Origin of the sequence: Citrobacter gillenii (genome assembly GCF_013337685.1) — a bacterium.
GTDB classification, from domain to species: Bacteria; Pseudomonadota; Gammaproteobacteria; order Enterobacterales; family Enterobacteriaceae; genus Citrobacter; species Citrobacter gillenii.
Window position 1 is genome coordinate 430,591 of the sequence record NZ_SUQN01000004.1, and the last position, 25,658, is coordinate 456,248.

The following is a 25,658-nucleotide window of genomic DNA, read 5'->3' on the forward strand; positions in this document are numbered from 1 at the left end:
TCCTGGTTTTTTTCATTAATATTTTACCTTAGTGGCGTGCGCGAACAATCTGATACTTGCGGGTCAAATACTCGACCGGCACGCTCCAGATGTGCACCAGACGCGAGAACGGGAACAGCAGGAACAGCGTCATACCGAGCACCAGGTGCATACGGAAGATAAACGCCACACCGTCCAGGTACTGGGACGCGTCGCCGTGGAAGGTCACCACAGACTGTGCCCAGTTGACCAGCTTCATCATCTCACTCCCGTCCATATGCTGGGCGGAGAACGGAATAGTCAGCAGCCCCAGCGCACACTGGATAACCAGAACGGACAGCACCAGAATATCCGCGCCGGTGGTAGTGGCACGCACGCGTGGGCTGAACAAACGGCGTTTGAGCAGCAATACACCACCGACCAGACACATCACGCCGGACGCACCGCCTGCAAACATGGCCATTTTCTGTTTCACTTCCAGCGGCAGCCACGCTTCGTACATCCAGTGCGGCGTTAACATCCCCAGGAAGTGGCCGGCGAAAATACCCAGGATCCCGATATGGAACAGGTTTGACGCCATGTTCATCCCTTTGCGATCCAGCATCTGACTGGATGCCGCACGCCAGGTGTACTGCCCGTAGTCATAACGTAGCCAGCTACCAATCAGGAAGACAGAACCCGCAATGTACGGATAGATGTCAAAGAAGAACGTATTCAGGAAGTGCATTATTGCTGTCCTCCGGTGGTGATATTCAGATACTGCGGCGCGACGGCCCCGGCAAAACGACGCTGGTGAGCGGAGATCTCAGATTCACCGCACCCCTGATCGGCAAAGAATTTCACCTGCTCTTCTTCCCAGACAGCGTCCAGCGCCTGCGGAGTATCATCGCGAACTTCATCCGCAATTTTCTCCGCCACTTTGTCGCTATCGATAGCCGCATTCGCCAGTTTCAACAGCAGATCGAACAGCACGGCGTAGCGACTTTCACGCTGTTGCAGACGCGCACTGAGCAGGGCCAGAATCGGGGCGATATCCTGCAAACCACCCAGCGCCTCTTCCTTCGGCAACTGCGCCAGATATTCCAGGTACAGCGGCAGATGGTCCGGTAATTCGCGGCTGTCGAGCTGTAAACCGTGCTGCTCGTACTGCGCCATCAGGTCAACCATCGCCTGACCGCGGTCGCGGGATTCACCATGCACATGTTCAAACAACAGCAGCGAGGTTGCACGGCCACGGTCGAACAGTTCACTGTAGCGGGACTGTGCGTCCAGCATGTCCTGCGCGGTTAAATCGCGCAGGAAGACGCCCAGAGTCTGGGCATCATCTTTGTCCAGGTTTTCAGATGACGCGAGTGCATCGAAAAGTTCCTGCTGATGCTGCCATAAGGCAGCATCCGGGTACTCGAGCAGACGCGAAACAATGACGAGTTCAATCATTGGTGCGGCTCCGTTTTGCTGGTCACATCGACAGCATCGATGCGGCGACTGTTGAACAGATTGAATTTGGTGTCCGAACCGTGGCAACCGTCGCCGAAGGTAAAGCCACAACTGCTTTTCTCCGGGAACGCTTCACGCGCCAGCTCACGATGGCTGCTCGGTACCACGAAACGATCTTCGTAGTTCGCGATGGCCAGGTAGCGGTACATTTCCTGCGCCTGCGCTTCAGTCAGACCAACTTCTTCCAGCGCACGGGTGTCGACTTTACCGTCAACGGTTTCCGCACGTTTAAAGTGACGCATCGCCAGCATGCGCTTCAGCGCCAGTACCACCGGCTGCGTATCCCCTGCAGTCAGCAGGTTTGCCAGGTACTGAACCGGAATACGCAGGCTGTCCACGTCCGGCAGAATACCGTTGCTGCCCAGCTCACCCGCATCAGCCGCAGACTGAATCGGTGACAAAGGCGGAACATACCAGACCATTGGCAGCGTGCGGTATTCTGGGTGCAACGGCAGCGCCAGCTTCCAGTCCATCGCCATTTTGTACACCGGAGACTGCTGAGCCGCGTCGATCACGCTCAGCGGAATACCGTCTTTCAGTGCCTGCTCAATGACCGCCGGGTCATTCGGATCGAGGAACACGTCCAGCTGACGCTGGTACAGATCTTTCTCGTTCTCGGTGCTTGCCGCGCTTTCAATGGCGTCAGCGTCATACAGCAGTACGCCGAGGTAACGAATACGTCCGACGCAGGTTTCGGAGCATACGGTCGGCTGACCGGCTTCGATACGCGGATAGCAGAAGATGCACTTCTCTGACTTACCGCTCTTCCAGTTGAAGTAGATTTTCTTGTACGGGCAACCGGTAATACACATACGCCAGCCGCGGCACTTGTCCTGGTCGATCAGCACGATGCCGTCTTCTTCACGCTTGTAGATGGCACCGCTTGGGCAGGTCGCCACGCACGCCGGGTTAAGGCAGTGCTCGCACAGACGCGGCAAATACATCATGAAGGTATTTTCGAACTGGCCGTACATCGCCTTCTGCATGTTCTCGAAGTTTTTGTCTTTTGACAGCTTCTCGAACTCGCCGCCCAGGTCGTCTTCCCAGTTCGGACCTTTGGTTATCTTGTCCATACGCTTGCCGGTGATCAGCGAACGTGGACGTGCAATCGGCTGCGCTTTGCTGTCAGCCGGTGCGTTGTGCAGCGTCTGGTAATCGAAGTCAAACGGCTCGTAGTAATCATCGATACCCGGCAGATGCGGGTTAGCGAAAATTTTACCCAGCAGCAGCGCTTTGTTACCCATGCGCGGCACCAGCTTACCGTTGATCTTGCGGATCCAACCGCCCTTCCATTTTTCCTGGTTTTCCCAGTCGGTCGGGAAACCGGTGCCCGGCTTAGTTTCAACGTTGTTGAACCAGGCGTACTCGGTCCCTTCACGGCTGGTCCAGACGTTTTTGCAGGTTACTGAACAGGTGTGGCAACCGATGCACTTATCGAGATTCAGCACCATGCCGACTTGTGAACGAATTTTCATTTTACGCTCTCCTGTACCTGGTCATTGCCTTCGCCATCCAACCAGTCAATGTTCTTCATCTTACGGACCACCACGAACTCATCACGGTTTGACCCTACGGTGCCGTAGTAGTTAAAGCCGTAGGCCAGGTGGGCATAACCACCAATCATGTGCGTCGGTTTCGGCGTAATACGGGTCACCGAGTTATGGATCCCGCCGCGCTGTTCGGTAATTTCCGACCCTGGAATATTCACAATACGTTCCTGGGCGTGGTACATCATGGTCATCCCGGCCGGGACACGCTGGCTGACTACCGCACGGGCGGTTAGTGAACCGTTGCTGTTAAAGACTTCGATCCAGTCGTTATCTTCGATACCCAGATCTTTCGCATCCGCTTCACTCATCCACACGATCGGACCACCGCGGCCTAATGTCAGCATCAGCAGGTTGTCGCTGTAAGTGGAGTGGATACCCCACTTCTGGTGTGGCGTCAGGAAGTTGAGCGCCTTTTCCGGATTGCCGTTGGATTTCTCGCCCATCACGGCTTTCACCGAACGGGTGTCAATTGGCGGACGATAAACCAGCAGGCTTTCACCGAAGTCGCGCATCCACTGATGATCCTGATACAGCTGCTGACGACCGGTCAGCGTACGCCATGGGATCAGCTCGTGAACGTTGGTGTAACCGGCGTTGTAAGAAACATGCTCATCTTCCAGGCCAGACCAGGTCGGGCTGGAGATAATTTTACGCGGCTGCGCCTGAATATCGCGGAAGCGGATTTTCTCGTCTTCTTTATTCAGTGCCAGATGCGTATGGTCACGGCCGGTAAATTCACTCAGCGCAGCCCAGGCTTTCACCGCCACCTGACCGTTGGTTTCCGGCGCCAGGGTGAGGATCATCTCGGCGGCATCAATCGCCGTATTCAGCATCGGCTGACCTTTAGCCGGGCCTTCTGCCTTGGTGTAGTTAAGCTTACGCAGCAAGTCCATTTCGCTCTGGGTGTTCCAGGCAATCCCTTTCCCGCCGTTACCGACTTTATCCATCAGTGGGCCGATGGAGGTGAAGCGTTCGTAAGTTGCTGGGTAATCACGCTCAACGGTCATGATGTGCGGGGCAGTAACGCCTGGGATCAGATCGCATTCGCCTTTTTTCCAGTCCTTCACGTCCAGCGGCTGCGCCAGTTCGGCAGCTGAATCGTGCTGGATAGGCAGCGTCACCACGTCGGTTTCTTTACCGAGGTGACCGACGCAGACTTCAGAGAATTTCTTGGCGATGGCTTTGTAAATTTCCCAGTCGCTTTTCGATTCCCAGGCCGGATCAACAGCGGCAGACAGCGGATGAATAAACGGATGCATGTCCGATGTATTCATGTCGTCTTTTTCATACCAGGTGGCGGTAGGCAACACGATGTCGGAATACAGACAGGTGCTCGACAGACGGAAGTCCAGCGTCACCACCAGATCCAGCTTGCCATCGAGACCGTTATCCTGCCATTCCACTTCTTCTGGCTTCACACCACCCTGTTTGCCCAGATCCATCCCCTGAATACCGTGTTCAGTACCCAGCAGATACTTCAGCATGTACTCATGACCTTTACCGGACGAGCCCAGCAGGTTAGAACGCCAGATGAACAGGTTACGCGGATGGTTTTTACCGTTTTCAGGTTGTTCTGCCGCAAAGCGAATAGAACCCTCTTTCAGCGATTTCACGGTGTAATCCACCGGCGTCATCCCGGCTTTTTCCGCCTCACGAGCAATGTACAGCGGGTTGGTGCCCAACTGCGGCGCAGATGGCAACCAGCCCATACGTTCAGCGCGTACGTTAAAGTCGATCAAATGACCGCTATAGCGGGACTTGTCCGCCATCGGCGACAGCAGTTCCTGCGCAGTTACCGTCTCATAACGCCACTGGCTGGAGTGGTTATAGAAGTAGGAGGTGCTGTTCATGTGACGTGCCGGACGCTGCCAGTCAAGGCCAAACGCCAGCGGCTGCCAGCCGGTCTGCGGACGCAGTTTTTCCTGACCCACATAGTGCGCCCAACCGCCACCGCTCTGACCAACGCAGCCGCAGAACACCAGCATGTTGATCAATCCGCGATAGTTCATATCGAGGTGATACCAGTGGTTCAGACCGGCACCGACGATGATCATTGAACGACCGTGCGTTTTGTCAGCGTTATCGGCAAATTCACGGGCGATACGCACGATTTGAGCGCGTGATACACCGGTAATTTTTTCTGCCCATGCCGGGGTATATGCTTTGATGTCATCGTAGCTGGTGGCGCAGTTTTCATCGTTCAGACCGCGTTCCAGACCGTAGTTCGCCATGGTCAGGTCATAAACGGTGGTCACCAGCGCGGTAGTACCGTCCGCCAGTTGCAGGCGTTTGACCGGCAGTTTGTGCAGCAGAACGTTTTCCAGTTCGACTTTATTGAAGTGCTCGGTGCCTTCGCCGCCAAAGTATGGGAAGCCGACTTCAGCGATGTCATCCTGGCTGCCCAGCAAGCTGAGCTGCAGTTCGGTTTCTTTACCGGACGTGCCGTCGCGCTGCTCAAGGTTCCACTTCCCTTTTTCGCCCCAGCGGAAACCTATCGAACCGTTTGGCGCGACCATCTCGCCGTCGGTATTGACGGCAACGGTTTTCCACTCTGGGTTATTTTCCTGGCCCAAAGAATCGACCAGATCGGCGGCGCGCAGCATACGGCCCGCCGCATAGTAACCGTCACGCTCTTCGAGCATCACCAGCATCGGGAAGTCGGTGTAACGACGCACATAGTCGGTGAAGTACTGGCTTGGGTTATCAAGGTGGAACTCACGCAGCATGACGTGGCCCATTGCCAGCGCCATCGCGGCATCGGTGCCCTGCTTCGGTGCCAGCCACAGGTCGCACAGCTTGGCAATTTCAGCGTAGTCCGGGGTGATCGCGACCGTTTTGGTCCCTTTGTAGCGAACTTCAGTGAAGAAGTGGGCATCCGGGGTACGGGTCTGCGGAACGTTTGAACCCCAGGCGATGATGTAGCTGGAGTTGTACCAGTCGGCAGATTCCGGAACGTCGGTCTGCTCACCCCAGGTCTGCGGAGACGCAGGCGGCAGGTCACAGTACCAGTCGTAGAAGCTCAAGCAGGTACCGCCAATCAGGGACAAGTAGCGTGCACCGGAGGCGTAGGAAACCATCGACATTGCCGGGATAGGCGAGAAGCCTGCCACGCGGTCAGGGCCGTAGGTTTTGACGGTGTAGACGTTAGAAGCGGCAATCAGCTCATTCACTTCCTGCCAGGAAGAACGTACAAAGCCACCACGACCGCGCGCTTGCTTGAAGCTTTTTGCTTTATCGGCGTCTTCGATGATGGATGCCCATGCATCTACCGGATCGCTGTGCAGTCTTTTCGCTTCACGCCACATTTTCATCAGGCGTTTACGCATCAGCGGGTATTTCAGGCGGTTAGCGCTGTAGAGATACCAGGAGTAGCTCGCACCGCGCGGGCAGCCGCGTGGTTCATGGTTTGGCAGGTCTGGACGGGTGCGCGGGTAGTCGGTTTGCTGGGTCTCCCAGGTCACCAGACCATTTTTCACGTAGATTTTCCAGCTGCATGAGCCGGTGCAGTTTACCCCATGAGTTGATCGCACGACTTTGTCATGCTGCCAACGCTGGCGGTATCCATCCTCCCAGTCCCGGTTAGTATTGAGAAGCTGGCCGTGCCCATCGGCAAAGGTTTCGCCCTTCTGCTTGAAGTAGCGAAACCGGTCCAGGAATTTACTCATCGGTTGTCTCCTGTAGGAGCCTGACGGCTCTCTGATAAATCGACATTGCTTGATTGAGAGCGAAGGTAACGCTATGAAAGCGCGTGGGAATTGATAACGATCAAGGCAGGCAGGGATGGGAAAGAGAGGTTAAATTTTATATACCCCTTAAGTGGGATGGGGTAAAACCCAGTAATCAATTGATTTTAAATATGATTTTAAAATTAACTCATCATACAAATGTTAAATTCTTTACAAGTGAGTATTAAGGGGTATCCCCCCCTGGCAGGCCTCTTTCTGTGTACCGTTCTGACAGACGATAGTCTCTGTAGATAAATAAGTATGTTGTAACTAATTACAGACAAAAAAAAGCGCGGTCTAACACCGCGCAAAGGATAATCAACCTACACGTCATCCTTCAAACTGCTTCCGCGTTGGCTGTGCTCGTTCTCCCCAGTCACTGACTTGAGTATGCTCCTGGGGATTTCTCACTTGCCGCCTTAATGCAGTTAGAGTGATTTTGTGTACATTACTTTTTTATTTTTTAGAATGACGTCCGTATACCACCCAAGTGATGACCACGCAGGCGACATAGAAGATCAGGAACACTTTCATCGCATCTACCGGCGAACCGGTTAACGCCAGCGACGTACCAAACGCTTTAGGAATAAAGAAGCCGCCAATCGCGCCGATAGCTGAGATAAAGCCCAGTGCCGCCGCCGTGTCGGTTGCCGCTTCACGCATCGCTTTCTCTTCGGAGCCACCTTCGGCTTTCACTCGGTCCATCGTCAGTTTACGGAAGATCACGGAGATCATCTGGAAGGTAGAACCACTACCCAACCCAGCCGTCAGGAACAGCGCCAGGAACACCGCAAAGAAGGCGATAAAGTTGCCACCCTCACCGTTTGTTGGCAGCGTCAGGAACAGCAAGGCGCTGAAAATGGCCATCAGGACAAAGTTCACCAGCGTCACGCGCGTCCCGCCCAGTCGGTCAGAAATTGCCCCACCGGCAGAACGAGCCAGGGCGCCAATCAGCGGACCAAAGAAGGCGTAATGCAGGATCTGCACCTCAGGGAACTGCGTTTTTGACAGCATGGCAAAACCGGCAGAGAAGCCGATAAAGGAGCCGAAGGTTGCCAGATACAGCAGACTCATAATCCACAGATGTCCGCGTTTCAGCACCGGTAATTGCTCTTTCAGTGACGCTTTAGAGGTTGCCAGTTCGTTCATACCAAACCACGCAGCCAGCGTCAGCACCGCCAGGAACGGTACCCAAATCCACGCGGCGTTGGCCAGATACAGTTGCGTGCCATCCGGTTGTTCAACGCCGTGGCTACCGAATGCCGCGAAGATAGACAAGGAGACCACCAGCGGCGCAAGCAACTGCATCACGCTGACGCCCATGTTACCCAGACCGCCGTTCAGCCCCAGTGCACCGCCCTGTTTCTGTTTCGGGAAGAAGAAACTGATGTTAGCCATGCTGGAAGCAAAGTTTGCCCCGGCAAAACCGCACAGCAGAGAGATGATAATAAACGTGCTAAACGGCGTGGTGGTATCTTGCACGGCAAAACCTAACCATACGCAAGGAATGATCAGGATACCGGTGCTGAATGCCGTCCAGCGACGTCCGCCAAACAGAGGAACCATAAAGGAGTACGGAACACGCAGCAGCGCACCGGAAACCGACGGTAATGCCGTCAGCATGAACAGCTGCTCGGTGGTAAAGTCAAAGCCAACCTTCGGTAAGTTCACCGCTACGGCGCTAAATAACATCCATACGCAAAATGCCAGCAGCAGACAAGGGACGGAAATCCACAAGTTGCGGCTGGCAATACGATGACCTCTTTGTTGCCAAAAGGCGGGATCTTCCGGCCGCCATTCTGTAATTACAGATCCAGATGCCCTTTCCGGGGCAGATGAGTGACTCATAGACACCTCTGATACTTGTTTCGATGCCTGCAACATTAGGGTTTACAGCGAGAGGTAAGTTGATATAAATCAAAGGAAAAGATGTCATTATTAGTGCTTAAAATTTATCATTACCCCAAATGAGTACATAACATCGCTAAAAAAGATGTGGTTTTTCACGCTTCTGTCGCCCCCTACTCCCCTCAGCCGGGGATCTCTCCCACCTGCGGCAATTAAGGGGTAGCCCGTTTGAGGTATGGGTATACTCCAGTGTATAGCTGAGAATAACGCCACTGCTTGCAGCAGCATCGTCATTCATAAGGTTTTCGCTACAACGAAATCCTGAAGGAAGAAGTCACCATGTTAAAACGTTGTCTCTCTCCGCTTACGCTGGTCAACCAGGTGGCGCTGATTGTTTTACTGTCCACCGCAATCGGCGTGGCAGGTATGGCCGTCTCCGGCTGGTTGGTTCAGGGCGTTCAGGGCAGCGCGCATGCGATTAACAAAGCCGGCTCCCTGCGTATGCAGAGCTATCGTCTGCTGGCAGCGGTTCCGCTGGATGCCAATGACCAGCCGCTGCTGGAAGAGATGGAAAGAACGGCCTTCAGCCCGGAACTCACGCGCGCCGCTAAGCGCGACGGACAACAGGCACAGCTGAAGGCGTTACAGGATTACTGGCATACCGAACTGGCGCCAGGGCTATCACATGCACAAAACGCGGACGCCGTTGCCGAGGACGTTACGCAGTTTGTGGCAGGACTGGATAAGCTGGTGACCGCCTTTGACCACACCACGGAATTGCGTATTGAGCGCGTGGTGATGCTGCATCGTCTGATGGCCGTGTTTATGGCACTGCTGCTGGTTTTCACCATTATCTGGCTGCGTGTTCGTCTGCTGGAACCGTGGAAACAGCTGCTGTCGATGGCGCGAGCCGTCAGCCAACGTGATTTTACCCAGCGCGCACGCATTAGCGGGCGTAATGAAATGGCGGCCCTGGGATCGGCACTGAACAATATGTCAGAAGAGCTGGCAGAAAGTTACGCGGTTCTGGAACAGCGGGTGCAGGAGAAAACCGCCGGTCTGGAGCATAAAAACCAGATCCTCTCCTTCCTGTGGCAAGCCAACCGCCGTCTGCACTCTCAGGTACCGCTGTGTGAACGTCTTTCCCCGGTACTCAACGGGCTACAAAATTTAACGCTGTTGCATGATATCGAACTGCGGGTGTACGACCTGGAAGATGAAGATAATCACCAGGAGTTTACCTGTCAGTCGAACGTCAGCTGTGATGAAAAAGGGTGTCATCTGTGTCCGCGCGGCACGCTGCCCGCCATTGACGGCGGAATCACACTGAAATGGCGACTGACCGATGCGCATACTCAGTATGGTATTCTGCTGGCCACATTGCCGCACGGACGTCATCTTAGCCACGACCAGCAGCAACTGGTTGATACCCTGGTTGAACAACTGACCGCGACGCTGGCGCTGGACAGGCAGCAGGAGCGTCAGCAGCAGTTGATTGTGATGGAAGAGCGTGCCACCATTGCACGCGAACTGCATGATTCTATTGCACAATCGCTTTCTTGTATGAAGATGCAGGTCAGCTGTTTGCAAATGCAAGGCGAGGCGCTGCCGGAAAACTGCCGCGACCTGTTGAGTCAAATTCGTAATGAACTGAACACGTCCTGGGTGCAGTTGCGTGAGCTGTTAACCACTTTCCGTTTGCAGTTAACGGAGCCTGGATTGCGCCCAGCGCTGGAAGCCAGCTGCCTGGAATACAGCGCCCGATTTGGTTTTACGGTGAAGCTGGATTACCAGCTGCCACCGCGTCTGGTGCCTTCGCACCAGGCTATTCACCTGTTGCAAATTGCCCGTGAAGCCCTGAGTAATGCCTTGAAACACTCTCACGCCGATGACGTTGTGGTGACGGTGGTGCAAAATGGCAAGCAGGTCAAACTGACAGTGCAAGATAACGGCTGCGGCGTACCGGAAAACGCCGAACGCAGTAACCACTACGGCATGATTATTATGCGCGATCGTGCGCAAAGCTTGCGCGGCGATTGCCGTGTACGCCGTCGCGAGACTGGCGGTACTGAAGTTGCTGTCACTTTCATTCCCGAAACAAACTTCACAGAAGTCCAAGGAGATACCCATGAGTAATCTGGAACCGGCAACCATCCTGTTGATCGATGATCATCCGATGTTGCGAACCGGTGTAAAACAGCTTGTCAGTATGGCGCCCGATATTACCGTGGTCGGCGAAGCCAGTAATGGCGAGCAGGGTATCGAGCTGGCTGAGTCTCTTGATCCCGATCTGATCCTGTTGGATCTCAATATGCCCGGTATGAACGGTCTGGAAACGCTCGATAAGCTGCGCGAAAAATCCCTGTCCGGCCGCATCGTCGTATTCAGCGTCTCCAATCATGAAGAAGACGTGGTCACCGCCCTGAAACGCGGCGCGGATGGTTATTTGTTGAAAGACATGGAACCGGAAGATTTGCTGAAGGCATTACAGCAAGCGGCCGCCGGTGAAATGGTGCTTAGCGAAGCTTTAACACCCGTACTGGCCGCCAGCCTGCGTGCTAATCGTGCCACCTCAGACCGCGATGTCACCCAGCTCACGCCGCGCGAACGCGACATCCTGAAACTGATTGCCCAGGGCCTGCCTAACAAGATGATTGCCCGCCGTCTGGACATCACCGAAAGCACGGTCAAAGTCCACGTGAAGCATATGCTGAAGAAAATGAAGCTCAAATCACGCGTAGAAGCCGCGGTATGGGTGCATCAGGAACGCATTTTCTAATTTTTAATGCTGCTTATCGTCAACGAGGATCATTTTCCGACACCGCGCTAAACGGTTCGGTCAGTGATAGCGTGATCTCATTGGAAGAGACACGCTGACCCTGTTCGTCTTCCACCACCACCGACAGCCGCCAGCGGTTTGTTGCCCCGTCACTGCTGTCCCACTTTGGCATAATAATCGTCCAGCCTTCTGCACTCCGGGTAGTTGTTCCCGCCGTCAAACTCAGCGCTTGCGTATCCCCCTGCCACGTCAGGTGGCGAATACCGTGCTGACTGCGCACTTCCAGCTTCAGCGCTACCGACTCGCCAGGCGTGAGATCCCACGGCGGAGTTGCCAGAAACACAGCCAGGGTTTTGCGCTGGCGATATTCCATCGTCGGCAGATTGTTACGCTGTGGTAAGTCATAACGACTCCCGCGCAAGGACTGACTGCCAGCCACTTCGCTGACCATCAACTGTTTTTTTAACGGCACGCCAAAGCGATAGTTAAGCTTTACACCGACGCTGTTCTGGCTGACCCCGCTTTCCCCCTGCTTATGCTGCGCGGTCACCGTCACCAGCGGCACCGGCGTGTAGCTCAGCCCCAGCTTGACCGCCACCGGATTATGGTAGCCGGTTCCGGAATGAAACAGATCGACCTGGTCGCCAAAGTATTGCTCCACGCTAACGCTGGTATTGAGATGTTCATAAAACGGGACCCGCATCAGTGCAGTAAGATCGTATCCCCGCGCCATGCGCTGCACCTGCGTCGCAGAACGTTCCTGCCAGGACGAGAACGGCTGGTAATAATTGGCTGATAAGCGCAGATACTCGCCCCACGCTTCGGCACCCACGCCACCGCGCGGCAGGTTTTCATCCAGCAGAGTGTCATAAAAGGTGTTGTAACCTAACAACCAGCCGTTGCGTACCCAGCGCTGCCCGATGCCCAGATTACTGACCAGCCCCTCATCTTGCTGGGTTATCCCCATCTGGCTCCAGGTCAGGTAGCGTTGATTATCCTGCCACGGAATAAACCAGCTTCCCCGGCTGCCGGTAAAGCGACCCTCGTTATCCACCTGTAGCCCAACGCTGGCATTACCCCAGGGAGAAAGCAACGACTCCAGTTGTTGATTTACCTGCTCACTGACCGTGTCACGCACCTGGCCAAACGCAAACTGTTTCGCCTGTTCACCGGTATCAAGACCATTATCGGTCATGCTGGCTTCGCCAAACGCTTTGACCATTTCGGCAAAATGCTTTTCACCGGCCCGGGACTCCGCTGCCATGCCAAGATCGGGTAAGCCATCATGATTGTTGTCAAACGGGTTGGCGGCCTGCTGGATAAACGAAGACTGCGCGCTGGCAGTACCGCCTGCCAGCGGCAAGAGTAGGAGGATACTACGTGTACAACTGAAAAAACGGCTCAAATCGTCGGTGGCTTTTACATCATTAAAATCAGGTCTCTCGACCGTTAACCATACCTTTCAGGCCGGCAATTTGCAGCCTTTTCCCAAATTTTCAGGAATATCCTTACTCTTTAAGCGTTAGCGTTTGTTTCAGTAAGGCACGCAACTCCGGGATGCACGACCCACAGTTGCTGCCGCAGCGCAGCTGTTGCCCCAACGTCTGAACCGACTGGCAACCGTCGGTGATCGCCCGGACGATCGCCGTTTCACCTACGCTGAAACAGCTGCACACTATCGCCCCCTCGTCAGGCGCTATACCTGCGGGTTTGCCGCTCAGCAGCGCATGGCGCATTTCAGCATTGTCTGGCGCTCGCACAAACGCGGCGAGAATAGTGACGGTGTCAATCTCAGGCTGCGTCGCCGCCGACCAGAATCCCAGCATCAGTTGCCCCTCCCGCCAGGCCAGAATATTCAGTCCCTGGCCCCAGTACGCCTGCTGGATTTGCCAGCCTTGCGCCGTGCAGTACTGGCATAGCCAGCTGGCGAATTCCCTGTCACCCGCCAGGGTATAGTGAAAAACCGTGTCCGCCGCTTTGCGCCACCAATGGACAAAACCGGGCAGTGTTAATTGATGCCGGCTAAACATCTCCCCCTGCCATTGCGGCTGCCAGGGCATGATACGCACCGCCGTCTGTTTACTTTCAGGCTGTCCGGAATGGGGATCGCACACCGGCGCGACCAGCGCGTTTACCCGGCCATGACGGGCAAAGCTGTTGTTCCAGTGCATCGAGGTAAACGCGCTGCCCGCCCGCTGACCTGGCTGGATTGCCACCCTGCCCACCATCAGCCCGCGCGGGGAACTGATACGACACAGCGCTCCCCCGGTCAGTTGAAATCGTACGGCGTCCTCGGGTGACACCTCGACCAGCGGTTCGCTGATGTGTTGCATCAGGCGCGAAACGGTACCGGTGCGGGTCATGGTGTGCCACTGGTCACGGATACGTCCGCTGTTTAACACCAGCGGATAGAGCGCATCACAGGCGGTAGTCATCCCCTGCGGCGTGACCGGCACCAGCCGCAAACGCTGGTTCGCGTGCCAGCCCTGCCAGAGGTTTAGCGGCGCTACGCGTCGACTGACCGGCCAGCGAACCGGAGTCATGTCTTCCCACTGCGCGGGCGTCATATCGGCCAGGGCACCAATATCAAAAGCGCGCTCGCCGTTATTTTCAAAACCGGAAAGCGCCGCATGTTCACAGAAGACCTCCCACGCGTTTTGCCAGCTAAACGCCCCGGCAAACCCCAGCTGTTTAGCCATCTGGGCGATAATCCACCAGTCCGCACGCGCCTCACCGGGAGAGGACAAAAAGGCGCGCTGGCGAGAAATGCGCCGCTCTGAATTGGTCACCGTGCCATTCTTCTCTCCCCAGGCCTGCGCTGGAAAGCGAATGTGGGCATAGCGACTGGTATCGGTGTCGGCCACCACCTCGGAGACAATGACCAGCGGGCAGGCCGCCAGCGCCTGACACACGGCATGGCTGTCCGGTAACGATACCGCCGGGTTAGTCCCCATGATCCACACCGCTTTAATCTTGCCGTTGCCAATAGCCTCGAACAGCTCGACCGCCATCAACCCCGGCGTTTGTGCCAGCCGCTCAGCGCCCCAGAAGCGGGCCACGCGCGACAGGTCCTGCGGGTCAAAACTCATCTGCGCTGCCAACTGCGTCGCCAGCCCGCCTACCTCGCGACCGCCCATCGCGTTTGGCTGTCCGGTCAGCGAAAATGGCCCGCACCCGGCGCGGGCGTATTTACCGCTGGCCAAGTGGACGTTGATGATCGCATTGCATTTATCGCTGCCGCTGGCGGACTGGTTAATGCCCATGGTGTACAGCGTGACGACCTTTGGCGCATGCATAAACGCGTCATAAAACGCGGTGACTTCCGCCACCTCCAGTCCGCAAAACTGCGCCACCCGCGCCACGTCCCAGTCACGCGCGATAGCCAGCGTTTCCGTTGCCCCGTCAAAATCCCCCAGCGCTGCACCGTCGGTGGCAATTCTGTTGAGTAAACCCACGAACAGCCCTCCGTCGCTGCCAGGCAGCAGCGGCAGATGCAGATCCGCAATATCACAGGTGGCAGTACGTCGGGGATCGATAACCACCACCTTCAACAATGGATTGGTTTGTCGTGCCTGCACCAGCCGTTGGTACAGCACTGGATGCGTCCACGCGGCATTCGATCCCACCAGCACCACCAGATCGCTACACTCGATATCTTCATAGCTGCAGGGCACCACGTCGGCACCCAGCGCCCGCTTATAGCCGGTCACCGCCGACGACATGCAAAGCCGCGAGTTGGTATCGATATTGGCCGCACCGATAAAACCTTTCATCAGCTTGTTGGCCGCGTAGTAATCTTCCGTCAGTAGCTGACCGGAAGCGTAAAAGGCCACCGCCTGCGGGCCGTGCTGGGCGATAATGCTGCGCAGACGCGTGCCTGCGGTTTCCAGCGCCTGCGACCAACTGACCTTCGCCCCGTCAACCGTCGGCTGTAACAATCTGCCGCTCAGCCCGGTGGTTTCCGCCAGCGCCGCGCCTTTGACGCACAGGCGACCAAAGTTTGCCGGATGGTCAGGATCGCCCCGGACGTTAACGCCTTTTTCGCTCACCTGGGCGATCACCCCACAGCCGACGCCGCAGTAGGGACATGTGGTACGTATCTCACTCATGAGGCCTCCGCGCGCAGAATCAATGCCTGATTGCCCACCCACACTTTTCCATCCACCACTTTCACCGGCCAGGCGCGTACCGCCTGCTCGCCGCTGTCATACTGGCGACCATCACGCAGGCGAATGCGCTGTTTATACAGCGGCGAAATCACAACAGGCTCACCGGCCACATCCCCCAAAATGCCGCGCGAAAGTACCTGAGCATCACTGCCGGGTTCACGATTATCCAGCGCATAAATCGACTGACCAAAACGGAACAGTGCGATTTGCAGGTCACCCAGTAGGGCACCAATCCCTGCCTGTTCCGGGATCGCCTCAAGCGGGCAGATCGCCTGCCAGGGTTTCACCGGCAATGTCTCACGAGCATGGCGTACAGGGGGGGTCAACTGCGGCTGGCCGCGTAAGGCTTGACGCGCGATGGCGTCATCCGGGGCATCGCTGTTGACGTAAGAGCGAAACAGCGCCAGACGTTGTGGACTGCTGAGCGTGGTTTGCCACTCGCACAGGTAGCTTTCCACTACCCGCGCCATCTCTTGTTCCAACTCGCTGGCAATACCTAAGCTATCGGCCATGATCACCTCGCGCAGGTAATCAATACCGCCCTCGAGATTGTCCATCCAGGTACTGGTGCGCTGCAGGCGGTCCGCGGTGCGGATGTAGAACATCAGGAAACGATCGATGGTCTGAATCAGCGTGGCATCATCCAGATCGCTGGCAAACAGATCGGCATGGCGCGGCTTCATGCCGCCGTTGCCGCACAAATACAGGTTCCAGCCTTTATCCGTGGCAATGACGCCGACATCTTTCCCTTGGGCTTCGGCACACTCGCGGGTACAGCCGGAAACCGCCATTTTGATTTTGTGCGGTGCGCGCAGGCCCTTGTAGCGATTCTCCAGCGTGACCGCCAGTCCGGTTGAGTCTTGAACACCGTAGCGACACCAGGTTGAGCCGACACAGGACTTCACCGTACGCAGCGACTTCCCGTAAGCGTGCCCGGTCTCGAACCCCGCCTCGACCAGCTCGCGCCAGATATCGGGCAACTGTTCAAGCCGCGCACCGAAGAGATCAACCCGCTGCCCGCCGGTAATTTTGCTGTACAACTGGTAGCGTTTAGCAATCAGACCAATGGCAATCAGGCCATCCGGCGTCACTTCCCCCGCTGGCATGCGCGGGACCACCGAATACGATCCGTCTTTTTGAATGTTGGCAAAATAGCGATCGTTCGTATCCTGCAACGGCAGATGCGCAGGTTTAAGCAGATACTCATTCCAGCAGGAGGCCAGCACCGACCCCACCAGCGGTTTACAAATTTCACAGCCGTGCCCGTGTCCATAGCGGGCAATCAACTGTTCGAAAGTGTGAATATGATTCACCCGCACCAGATGATAGATTTCCTGACGCGACCAGGGAAAGTGTTCACAGATATCCTTTTTGACCTCCATACCCTGCGCAGCCAGCTGATGCTCCATCACCTGTTTGACCAGTGCGCTGCACCCGCCACAGCCGGTTGCCGCTTTGGTACACTGTTTTATTGCACCGATATCCGTCGCCCCAGCGCTGACCGCCCGGCAGATATCGGCCTTGCTGACGTTATGACAAGAACAAATCTGTGCGGCGTCAGGGAGTGCCGCCACCCCAAGCACTTTCGGTGCGCTACCCGCCACGGCAGGCAGGATCAGCAATTCCGGCTGCGCGGGCAGCACCAGTCCGTTCAACATCATTTGTAGTAGCGTGGCATAGTCACTGGCATCGCCCACCAACACGCCGCCCAGCAGCGTTTTGCCGTCGGCGCTGACGACGATTTTCTTGTAGATTTGCTGTGGGCCGTGGGTCCACTGATAGCTTTGCGCCCCCGGCGTGCGCGCCTGCGCATCACCAAATGACGCCACATCAACGCCGAGCAGCTTGAGCTTAGTGCTCATGTCCGCCCCGCCAAAACTGGCCTCTTCCCCGGCCAGCCGCGCGGCGGCAACGCGCGCCATCTGATAGCCCGGCGCCACCAGTCCAAATATCCGCCCTTCCCACAGCGCGCACTCGCCAATGGCGTAAATGGCATCATCTGACGTGCGGCAGTAGCTATCAATGCTTATTCCACCGCGATCGCCGAGGTGTAAGCCACTGCTGCGAGCCAGCGTATCCTGCGGGCGGATACCGGCGGAAAACACCACCAGATCGGTGTCCAGCCGCTCTCCGTCGGCAAAATGCAGCACCAGGCCGTCTGGCGTACGCTCAATTTCGCGGGTGGATTTTGCGGTATGCACCCCCACCCCCAGCGCCTCAATTTTTTCGCGCAGCATAGCGGCGCCGGCATTATCCAGTTGCACCGCCATCAGGTTCGCGGCGAATTCAACGACATGGGTTTCCAGCCCAAGCTGGCGCAGCGCATTGGCCGCCTCCAGCCCAAGCAGCCCACCGCCAATCACCACCCCACGCCGGGCATTTTTCGCTTTTTCTGCAATGGCATCGAGATCGTCGAGCGTACGGTAAACAAAACAATCCGCGGAATCACCGCCTTTTACCGGCGGCACAAACGGGTACGATCCGGTGGCCAGCACCAGCGCATCCCAGTGGGTTTCATGGCCACTGGCGGTACGGATAACCCGAGCTTCACGGTCGATTTGCGTCACACACTGCGCAAGACGCAGCTCGATACCGTGACGCGCAAAGAAGTCCTCGTCCACCAGTGACAGCGACTGCGCGCTGCGCCCGGCGAAATACTCGGAAAGATGTACCCGATCATAGGCGGCATAACGTTCTTCGCCGAACACCACGATGTGATACTGCATATGCAGGTTGCGGCTTACGCATTGCTCGAGAAAATGGTGGCCAACCATACCGTGTCCCACAACAGCCAGCGTCGGTTTTGTCATCGTCATCAGTCCTGCAGCCGGTGGCTGCGTATCAAAGCGGTCAAATAGCCAGGCGGAATTTGCCGGCGCGTGTGCATCCAGCAAGTCGGTGAGCGGCGCAGCGCTGCGGCAATTGCCCATTAACAGCACGCCATGGAGTTTTCCGTCGCGAATCAGCAGACGGCGGTAGTGTCCGCTGAGCGGATCCCAGCTACTCAACGCGGTATCCGTGGGTTCGGCGTCCGTTACCCCAGCGCTGAACAGTTCGATTCCCGTCACCTTCAGGCGCGTGCCGCGATCCTGCCAACGAAATCCCTCGCCGTTCTGGCCTGCCAGGCGTGCAGCCAGCACCTCGGCCTGCTGCAGGCACGGTGCCACCAGCCCCCAGGTCTGGCCGTTAATTTCACAACACTCGCCCACCGCGCTGATGCCTGCGACGGTGGTACGCAGTTGTGCGTCCACCACGATCCCCCGTTGGCAGCTCACACCGCTCTCCTGCGCCAGGTGGATATTGGGTTTGACGCCGGTCGCCATCACCACCCGCTGCGCGGCCAACTGCTCACCATCCAGCAATGTGACGCGATCTCCCTGAATGCAGGTAATCCCGGAATTGAGTACGCAGCGAATACCGCGCGCTGTCAGCTGGGCCTGCAACAGATCGCTGGCCTGCCGATCCAACTGGTGCTCCATCAGGCGTTCGGCGCGATGAATTAACGTGACGTTGTCACATTTTAGCCGTAGCGCTGCCGCTGCCTCCACGCCGAGTACGCCGCCGCCAAGCACCACCACCGGACCTGGTTGTTGCAAGATGGCCTCCACATCCGCCATCGTGCGAAACGCGTGCACATGCGCCTGTTCACCGCCGGGAATTGGCGGAATAAACGGCACCGAGCCGGTGGCAAAAACCAGCTCATCCCACTCAAGGATGCGCGTGCAGGTCGTCAGCCGGCGGCGAGTCGCATCAACGGCCAGCACGCGTTCCCCGCTCAGCACCGTCACGCCGTGGTCGGTATACCACTGGCGCGGATGAAGTAGCGTGTGGGCAAACGTCTTCTTCCCACCCAGCACCGGTGATAGCTGGATGCGGTTATAGGCCAGCTGCGGTTCCTCACCGATAAGCGTGATCGCGATGTCGCTGCACTTGTACGCCAGCAGCGCCTCGGTCAGGCGCGTCGCCGCCATGCCGTGCCCCACAATGACCAGTCGTTGCGTCATATCGCCCCCTTACGCCGCCTTCGGCTGTTTCTCATACAGGAAGTGGAGGATGCGTTGCCGCAGGTGGTGATAACGGCTGTCATCCGCCAACTGGACGCGGTTACGCGGGCGCGGCAGATTTACCGCCAGAATCTCGCCCACCGTGGCCGCCGGGCCATTGGTCATCATCATCACCCGATCAGAGAGCAGCACCGCCTCATCGACGTCATGGGTAATCAGCACAATGGTGGTGTTCAGCGATTGCTGGATCTGCATCACCGTGTCCTGCAAATGTGCCCTGGTGAGTGCATCCAGCGCGCCAAACGGTTCATCCATCAGCAGCACTTTGGGTTTCATGGCCAGCGCACGGGCAATACCCACTCGCTGCTTCATGCCGCCGGAAACCTCGCCTGGATGTTTGTGCATCGCGTGGCCCATCTGCACCCGTTCAAGATTGTGCGCAATCCACTCGCGCCGCTCGGCCTTGTTCATGGTGCGGCGAAAGACCTGATCGACCGCCAGCGCCACGTTGTCAAAGCAACTCAGCCACGGCAGCAATGAATGGTTCTGGAATACAACCGCCCGCTCCGGCCCCGGCCCGGCAATTTCGCGGTTATCGCAAAGCAGGCCGCCTTCAGTGGGTAACGTGATGCCCGCGATCAGATTCAGCAACGTCGATTTCCCGCAGCCGGAATGACCAATCAGGCTGACCGTTTCCCCTTCATGGATATCAAACGAGACGTTTTGCAGCGCCAGAAACTCGCCGCTGGCGGTGGAAAAACGTTGGCTCACTGCCTGTACCTGAATAATGGGTTTCATGCTGTCTCCTTATTTTTCCTGCCAGCTAAAACGACGGGCGACCCGCATCAGCCCCTGCTCAAGCAGCAGGCCCACGACGCCGATAATGACAATGGCGATAAGAATGTTTTCGACGTTGAGGTTGTTCCACTCATTCCAGATCCAAAAGCCAATGCCCAGTCCACCGGTGAGCATTTCGGCGGCCACAATCACCAGCCAGGCAATACCGATAGACAGGCGCATGCCGGTGAGGATCGCAGGCAGTACTGCGGGAAAAAGAATGCGGCGCATCACCGTCCACTCGGAGAGTTGGAGCACACGGGCGACGTTGAGATAATCGTCAGGAATTCTGCGCACCCCTTCGGCGGTGTTGATCACCATCGGCCAGATGGAGCAGATAAAAATAGTCCAGCTGGAGGCCGGTTCCGCCTTTTGAAACAGCAGCAACCCAATGGGCAGCCAGGCCAACGGGCTGACCGGGCGCAGCAGCGCGACCAGCGGTGAAAACATGTGTGAGGCGAAGGTAAATCGGCCAATCAGAAATCCGAGCGGGATGCCGACTAGCGCCGCGAGGCCAAAACCAATGGCCACCCGCTGCAATGACGCCAGCACGTTCCAGCCGATGCCCATATCGTTCGGCCCATTGTTATAGAACGGGTCAGCAAACAGCGTTAGCGCCGAGTCCAGCGTGCTGAGCGGCGTCGGAAATCCCTGGCTGTTGATCGCCGCCAGTTGCCAGCACACCACCAGCAGGCCCATCCCCAGCAGCGCGGGCACGGCTCGTCTGACCCACGCGTGCAGCCACAAATAGGCCGGCGTTTTGCGTTTTCTCACCGTCACGGCGGCCAGCGTGATCACCTCACCCACAGCCGGTTCAGGGGTTTTTAGTTGCGTGTTTTGTTTCATCTCAGGCTCCTTTACGGTGGAGGGTAAAGCGGTTGGCATACGCTTCCGGGTCGCGACCGTCCCACACGGTACCGTCCATCAGCGTGCTGGTACGCAGTAGCTGCGCTGGCGGGGTTATGCCGCCTACGGCCGTCGCCGCGTCGCGCCAGATATCAATACGGTTGACCCTGGCCGCAATATCCTCATAGTCCGGTGCCTGCTTAAGCAGTCCCCAGCGGCGGAACTGCGTCAGGAACCACATGCCGTCCGAGTGCCACGGGAAGCTGACTTCTCCGTCACGAAAGAATTGGATCGGGTGCGCGTCCTGCCAGCGATGACCAGCACCGTTGTCGTATTCGCCCAGCATGCGCCCGGTCAGGTACTGTGCTTTGGTATTGAGCCAGGCGCGCCCGGCAAGGATTTGCGCCGTTTCACGTTTGTTGGCCTCGCTGGCGTCAATCCAGCGCGACGCCTCAAGTACGGCGCTGACCAACGCCCGGGCGGTGTGCGGATGCTTCTCCACCCATTCCCGGCGCGTGCCGAGCACTTTTTCCGGATGATCGGGCCAGATTGTCTGCGAGGTAGCGGCGGTAAATCCGATGCGGTCGTTAATGGCCCGCGCATTCCACGGTTCGCCGACGCAGAAACCGCTCATATTGCCGATGCGCATGTTCATCACCATTTGCGGCGGCGGCACCACCACGGTACGGATATCGGTAAACGGATTGATGTCGGCGCTGGCCAGCCAGTAATAGAGCCACATGGCGTGCGTGCCAGTAGGAAAGGTATGCGCGAAGGTGTAGGTTCCTGGCGCCTGCCCGGCAATCAGCTTTTTCAGCGACGGCGCGTCGGCGATCCCCTGCTCCTGCAGCGCAGCAGACAGCGTGATGGCCTGGCCGTTTTGGTTCAGCGTCATCAAATTTGCCATCGCCTGCGGTTTGCTGGCGATGCCCAACTCCAGCCCGTACAAGAGTCCATACAGAACGTGGGCGGCGTCCAGTTCGCCGGAAACCAGTTTGTCACGTACCGCCGCCCAACTGGCCTCTTTGCTGGGCACCAGCGTAATGCCGTACTTTTTATCAAAGCCTTTCAACGCGGCAATCACCAACGGCGCGCAGTCAGTGAGGGGAATGAAGCCCACTCTGACCGTGGTCATTTCTGGCGCGTCAGACCCTGCAGCCCACACCGATGGCATCAGGCCGGAAATCAGGGATGCCCCCCCGATGGCGGCGCTGGCCTGCAGGAATCGCCGCCGCGTTAGCAAAACTGTTCTGTCATCCATACATGCTCCCCATAACAAAAAAAAAGCGCCCGGCAATGCCGAAGCATTGCAGGACGCCTTTATCCTCAAAGCAGACAAACCGCCGTTGGTCTGTTGCTAAACTGTCTGTAGAGATGAATGCAATTCGGATGCCAGAATTTCGCTGGCGCGCTGAGCGGCTTTTACCTCCCGGTGACGTTATTTTGCACCCGAATATGGCAGAGGCTGCTCGTCTGTTGTGCAGCCGCTATCCCTGAATAAGTGATTTCACGGTCAACAGCGCACGGGCGATATCCACCATCCGCTGATTTTTATCCATCGCCATTTTGCGCAGCCGTTGCCAGGCCTGTTCCTCACTCATATTGTGATGATTCATCAGTACACTTTTCGCCTTATCAATCACCTTCCGCTCTTCTAACGTATCCTGTAGCGACGCCAGTTGGCCGCTCATCTGCTCGAGCTGGCGTGCCTGCTGGCGAACCAGCAGCAGAAGCTGTTTGTCGCGACGCAGGCAGAGGTTGTCATCGGCGCTATCATCAAGCCAGTTATCGAGCGGCAGCGCGTTGGCGTCTTCCGCCAGACGCCGCTCAACGGCCTGCATCAGCTCGCCGATCAGCCTCTCCTCCACGCCGCGTAAACGTTCCAGCCGCTGGGTCTGCAACGTAAACCAGCGCAGCGTGCTTTCGCCGTTATCGGCCTGCGGGTGTCGCGTGCAGACCTGTCGACGCAACTGTTCAATCGTGCCAGAGGCTTCACACTGCTGGCGAAAATGCTGCACCAGCGCCGGTGAGGCCAGTGAGCTAAAGGCTTCAAAGCACGGCTGCTGTCCGTCGATCCGATCCACCAGCGCCTGGCGCATAGGCGGCTCAAATTCGCCAAGCGTAAAGCCAATCGCGCCCAATGCCCGCTCTTGCCCCACCAGCTCTTTGCCCTGCATAAAGCTGTACAGGGCCACCATCCCGCGGGCAACGTAGGGGTCATCAATACTGTCATTAAGTTGCGGGACAATACCGAGCACATGCCGCAGCGCACGGTTGTACTGCGCCATGGCCTGTTGCGCATCTAACGCCTGCCCGCTGACCGCTTCACGCAATGCGGGCAACTGCGCCAGGCACCAGACGGTACCGGCGATGCGATGGCATAGCGTGCTGCTGGCCTGCGGCATAAGCTGCGTAAACAGCGCGTGCAGTTGTCGACATTCCTCATCCACCAGTGCGCGGCTGGCACGGACCTCCGGACCGTAAAGTGACCCACGGGAGCACAACCAAATGTTGGATGCACCGCGTTCGCACTGTAGCATATGCACCAGATGGCTAATGCGCGTCACCAGTTGGCCTGACTGCGCCAACTGGCGAAGCTGGGTATTCTCAAGCTGACGTGCGTGGTGAAACCATTGCGTGGCACCGGGGTCTTGCGCATGTGTCATCATCTCTGCTCTCACGGATAACGGGTTTTCCCAAAGATCTAGCAATATCCATGCCCCCCTGACAACAGGAGTCAAAATGCAAAAGATAGTGATCGTCGCGAACGGTGCGGCCTATGGAAGCGAATCGTTATTTAACAGTCTGCGTCTGGCCATTGCCCTGCGCGAACAGGATGACAGCCTCGATCTGCGACTTTTTTTGATGTCGGACGCGGTAACGGCGGGAATACGCGGGCAGAAGCCGACGGAAGGCTACAATATTCAGCAAATGCTGGAGATCCTGACCGCACAAAATGTGCCGGTGAAACTGTGCAAAACCTGCACCGATGGTCGTGGCATCACCACGCTGCCGTTAATCGACGGCGTTGAAGTCGGGACATTGGTGGAATTAGCCCAGTGGACGCTAGCGGCGGATAAGGTGTTAACCTTCTGATAGACGACTTTTCAGGCAAGCGCACTGAAAGAGCCGGATATTTCCAGATTTAATCTGCCAGGGGCGCGGTTTCGCTAAACGTAAGCACGCCCTTTCAACGCTTTTCAGGGATTTTGTCATTTTTGTTTAATCGTCATGCCATTTTTTGATCAAAATCAGCATCCTGTCCCTCCCCCTTTGGTGTTATGCCATGAGTGAAATGTGAACAACATCACGCAGCACTTTCGACAGAAAGTACGTTGTTTTCAAGAACGGGGTGAAAAATGGCATTAGTGAAAGCAAGTTTGAAATTGTTTGGTGGAGATACCGTGGTGGTGCGCTGTTCTGAGCGCTGTCACATTCATCTGATGAGCGAAAAAAATCACGTCAAAGACACGCAGACCGACATTTTAAGCGTGCAGGATCGTGATAACGCATGGTTGACCGTGCCGTATACCGGCACGTGGAATGTTCTGATCGACAGCCACAGCCAGTCTCTGGAACATTCCATCAGTTATATCGCCGCCTGACAGTTAGCTGCCCGAAAGCACTCTCGCTTATCGGGCAGTTCGCCGACTCAGGCAAATCCTGGCCGCATGACCCCTTCCGGTAACACCTCGCCCAGCAGTCGTTTGACCGTGACGATCAGTTCGTTCAGGCAATCATCCTGCATACCTAACCGGGACAGTTCCTGTTCCAGCGAGAACAGATACTGCGCATTGGTTCCCAATGGTCCGCTGGCGGTAGCGATAAGCGGCGCGATCACCTGCGCGCGCGTATCTGCCTCAAACAATGGATGCCGCGGATCCATAATAAAGACCAACGCATTGACCGTCCGCCCGTCATCAAGCGTGAGCTGACACCAGGTCGGAAGATAGCAGCCGGTGATCATTTCGCGCTTCCACAGCAACGTCAACTCTTGCTCCAGCGAGGCGTCCGGTAAGCGGTAGGCTACACCGGTGGTGCGGCCCCCTTCTTTCAGGGCCAGCATCCGTCCAGGCTGACACGCCGTGCCTCGTCCCGCCGTCAGGCGCAGGCAAAATGCCCGGTGCCAGCCGACTAACGTGCCGGTACACGACTCCTCAAACTCTAAGGCCGGGTTCCACATCAACGATCCATAACCAAAGATCCACACCGGTCCATCATCTGGTCGGCAAGCGAGTGTGGCAGCCAGTGAGGCTGCCCGTTGTTCCGCTGACCAGAGTAGTGATTCTTCAATAGCACCGAATGCCGTCTTACAGTCGGCATTCAATAAAAAATCACGCGTTAACACCTTACACCTCCGCCACTGCAACGTCCCTGCGACAACTTTTTGACGCCTTCCGGGCTTTTTTGCTGTTCATTTTGAA

Annotated in this window: 17 protein-coding genes; 4 read left to right on the top strand and 13 right to left on the bottom strand. The window is 56.9% G+C overall.

The genetic code is table 11. The features are described from left to right. Nucleotides 1–28: 28 nt before the first annotated feature. The 5 genes from narI to FCH32_RS11865 form a co-directional block, all read right to left on the bottom strand. A complete protein-coding gene (gene narI / locus FCH32_RS11845; RefSeq protein WP_174360932.1) occupies nt 29–706 on the bottom strand; it encodes a respiratory nitrate reductase subunit gamma in 678 nt (225 codons plus the stop codon). Beyond that, nucleotides 706–1,416: a nitrate reductase molybdenum cofactor assembly chaperone gene (narJ, locus tag FCH32_RS11850; protein ID WP_096756787.1), complete on the bottom strand. Its 711-nt coding sequence runs from the start codon at nt 1,414–1,416 to the stop codon at nt 706–708. Before narJ ends, narI begins: the two co-directional genes overlap by 1 nt. Beyond that, complete coding sequence (gene narH / locus FCH32_RS11855) at nt 1,413–2,951, bottom strand: nitrate reductase subunit beta (protein WP_096756786.1); 1,539 nt, start codon at nt 2,949–2,951, stop codon at nt 1,413–1,415. Before narH ends, narJ begins: the two co-directional genes overlap by 4 nt. Next, on the bottom strand, nt 2,948–6,691 hold the full coding sequence (locus FCH32_RS11860) for a nitrate reductase subunit alpha (RefSeq protein WP_096756785.1): 3,744 nt from the start codon (nt 6,689–6,691) through the stop codon (nt 2,948–2,950). The genes narH and FCH32_RS11860 overlap by 4 nt, the downstream gene beginning before the upstream one ends. A gap of 516 nt (nt 6,692–7,207) precedes the next feature. Further along, entirely contained in the window at nt 7,208–8,599 is a 1,392-nt protein-coding gene (locus tag FCH32_RS11865; protein WP_115258300.1) for a NarK family nitrate/nitrite MFS transporter, read from the bottom strand. A 339-nt stretch (nt 8,600–8,938) separates the two neighbouring features. Between FCH32_RS11865 and narX the strand changes: the two genes are divergently transcribed. Then, a complete protein-coding gene (narX, locus tag FCH32_RS11870) occupies nt 8,939–10,735 on the top strand; it encodes a nitrate/nitrite two-component system sensor histidine kinase NarX (RefSeq protein WP_115258299.1) in 1,797 nt (598 codons plus the stop codon). After that, nucleotides 10,728–11,378, top strand: a complete 651-nt coding sequence (narL, locus tag FCH32_RS11875; protein ID WP_003020756.1) for a two-component system response regulator NarL — start codon at nt 10,728–10,730, stop codon at nt 11,376–11,378. Before narX ends, narL begins: the two co-directional genes overlap by 8 nt. 19 nt (nt 11,379–11,397) lie before the next feature. Here narL and FCH32_RS11880 read toward each other — a convergent pair whose 3' ends face one another. From FCH32_RS11880 to nasR, 7 genes are all read right to left on the bottom strand, one after another. After that, on the bottom strand, nt 11,398–12,783 hold the full coding sequence (locus FCH32_RS11880; RefSeq protein WP_137399960.1) for a YchO/YchP family invasin: 1,386 nt from the start codon (nt 12,781–12,783) through the stop codon (nt 11,398–11,400). Nucleotides 12,784–12,886: 103 nt separating this feature from the next. Beyond that, entirely contained in the window at nt 12,887–15,487 is a 2,601-nt protein-coding gene (locus tag FCH32_RS11885; RefSeq protein ID WP_174360933.1) for a nitrate reductase, read from the bottom strand. Then, nucleotides 15,484–19,551, bottom strand: a complete 4,068-nt coding sequence (gene nirB / locus FCH32_RS11890; RefSeq protein ID WP_174360934.1) for a nitrite reductase large subunit NirB — start codon at nt 19,549–19,551, stop codon at nt 15,484–15,486. The genes FCH32_RS11885 and nirB overlap by 4 nt, the downstream gene beginning before the upstream one ends. A 9-nt stretch (nt 19,552–19,560) precedes the next feature. After that, a complete protein-coding gene (locus tag FCH32_RS11895) occupies nt 19,561–20,349 on the bottom strand; it encodes an ABC transporter ATP-binding protein (protein ID WP_115258295.1) in 789 nt (262 codons plus the stop codon). A gap of 9 nt (nt 20,350–20,358) precedes the next feature. After that, on the bottom strand, nt 20,359–21,234 hold the full coding sequence (ntrB, locus tag FCH32_RS11900; protein WP_117342905.1) for a nitrate ABC transporter permease: 876 nt from the start codon (nt 21,232–21,234) through the stop codon (nt 20,359–20,361). Nucleotide 21,235: 1 nt separating this feature from the next. After that, entirely contained in the window at nt 21,236–22,495 is a 1,260-nt protein-coding gene (locus FCH32_RS11905; RefSeq protein ID WP_174360935.1) for a CmpA/NrtA family ABC transporter substrate-binding protein, read from the bottom strand. A gap of 226 nt (nt 22,496–22,721) precedes the next feature. Continuing rightward, nucleotides 22,722–23,903: a nitrate regulatory protein NasR gene (gene nasR / locus FCH32_RS11910; protein WP_174360936.1), complete on the bottom strand. Its 1,182-nt coding sequence runs from the start codon at nt 23,901–23,903 to the stop codon at nt 22,722–22,724. 73 nt (nt 23,904–23,976) lie between these two features. On the opposite strand from nasR, the gene FCH32_RS11915 reads away from it, so the two are divergent. Together FCH32_RS11915 and FCH32_RS11920 are read left to right on the top strand one after the other, a co-directional pair. Then, the gene (locus tag FCH32_RS11915) at nt 23,977–24,330 is read left to right on the top strand and encodes a DsrE/DsrF/TusD sulfur relay family protein (protein ID WP_096756774.1); all 354 of its coding nucleotides are present in this window, start codon (nt 23,977–23,979) and stop codon (nt 24,328–24,330) included. A 263-nt stretch (nt 24,331–24,593) separates the two neighbouring features. Continuing rightward, entirely contained in the window at nt 24,594–24,839 is a 246-nt protein-coding gene (locus FCH32_RS11920; RefSeq protein ID WP_096756773.1) for a DUF1883 domain-containing protein, read from the top strand. 47 nt (nt 24,840–24,886) lie between these two features. On the opposite strand, the gene FCH32_RS11925 is transcribed toward FCH32_RS11920, so the two are convergent. Beyond that, nucleotides 24,887–25,582, bottom strand: coding sequence for a gamma-glutamylcyclotransferase (locus FCH32_RS11925; RefSeq protein WP_137361821.1), 696 nt, complete (start codon nt 25,580–25,582; stop codon nt 24,887–24,889). Nucleotides 25,583–25,658 lie beyond the last annotated feature (76 nt).

What these genes read in the sequence shown, in the direction of transcription:
- FCH32_RS11860 (WP_096756785.1), bottom strand. Translation starts at nt 6,691, where the DNA reads ATGAGTAAATTCCTGGACCGGTTTCGCTACTTCAAGCAGAAGGGCGAA.
- nasR (WP_174360936.1), bottom strand. Translation starts at nt 23,903, where the DNA reads ATGATGACACATGCGCAAGACCCCGGTGCCACGCAATGGTTTCACCAC.
- narJ (WP_096756787.1), bottom strand. Translation starts at nt 1,416, where the DNA reads ATGATTGAACTCGTCATTGTTTCGCGTCTGCTCGAGTACCCGGATGCT.
- FCH32_RS11905 (WP_174360935.1), bottom strand. Translation starts at nt 22,495, where the DNA reads ATGGATGACAGAACAGTTTTGCTAACGCGGCGGCGATTCCTGCAGGCC.
- FCH32_RS11915 (WP_096756774.1), top strand. Translation starts at nt 23,977, where the DNA reads ATGCAAAAGATAGTGATCGTCGCGAACGGTGCGGCCTATGGAAGCGAA.
- FCH32_RS11895 (WP_115258295.1), bottom strand. Translation starts at nt 20,349, where the DNA reads ATGAAACCCATTATTCAGGTACAGGCAGTGAGCCAACGTTTTTCCACC.
- narL (WP_003020756.1), top strand. Translation starts at nt 10,728, where the DNA reads ATGAGTAATCTGGAACCGGCAACCATCCTGTTGATCGATGATCATCCG.
- ntrB (WP_117342905.1), bottom strand. Translation starts at nt 21,234, where the DNA reads ATGAAACAAAACACGCAACTAAAAACCCCTGAACCGGCTGTGGGTGAG.
- FCH32_RS11865 (WP_115258300.1), bottom strand. Translation starts at nt 8,599, where the DNA reads ATGAGTCACTCATCTGCCCCGGAAAGGGCATCTGGATCTGTAATTACA.
- FCH32_RS11885 (WP_174360933.1), bottom strand. Translation starts at nt 15,487, where the DNA reads ATGAGTGAGATACGTACCACATGTCCCTACTGCGGCGTCGGCTGTGGG.
- narI (WP_174360932.1), bottom strand. Translation starts at nt 706, where the DNA reads ATGCACTTCCTGAATACGTTCTTCTTTGACATCTATCCGTACATTGCG.
- nirB (WP_174360934.1), bottom strand. Translation starts at nt 19,551, where the DNA reads ATGACGCAACGACTGGTCATTGTGGGGCACGGCATGGCGGCGACGCGC.
- narX (WP_115258299.1), top strand. Translation starts at nt 8,939, where the DNA reads ATGTTAAAACGTTGTCTCTCTCCGCTTACGCTGGTCAACCAGGTGGCG.
- narH (WP_096756786.1), bottom strand. Translation starts at nt 2,951, where the DNA reads ATGAAAATTCGTTCACAAGTCGGCATGGTGCTGAATCTCGATAAGTGC.
- FCH32_RS11920 (WP_096756773.1), top strand. Translation starts at nt 24,594, where the DNA reads ATGGCATTAGTGAAAGCAAGTTTGAAATTGTTTGGTGGAGATACCGTG.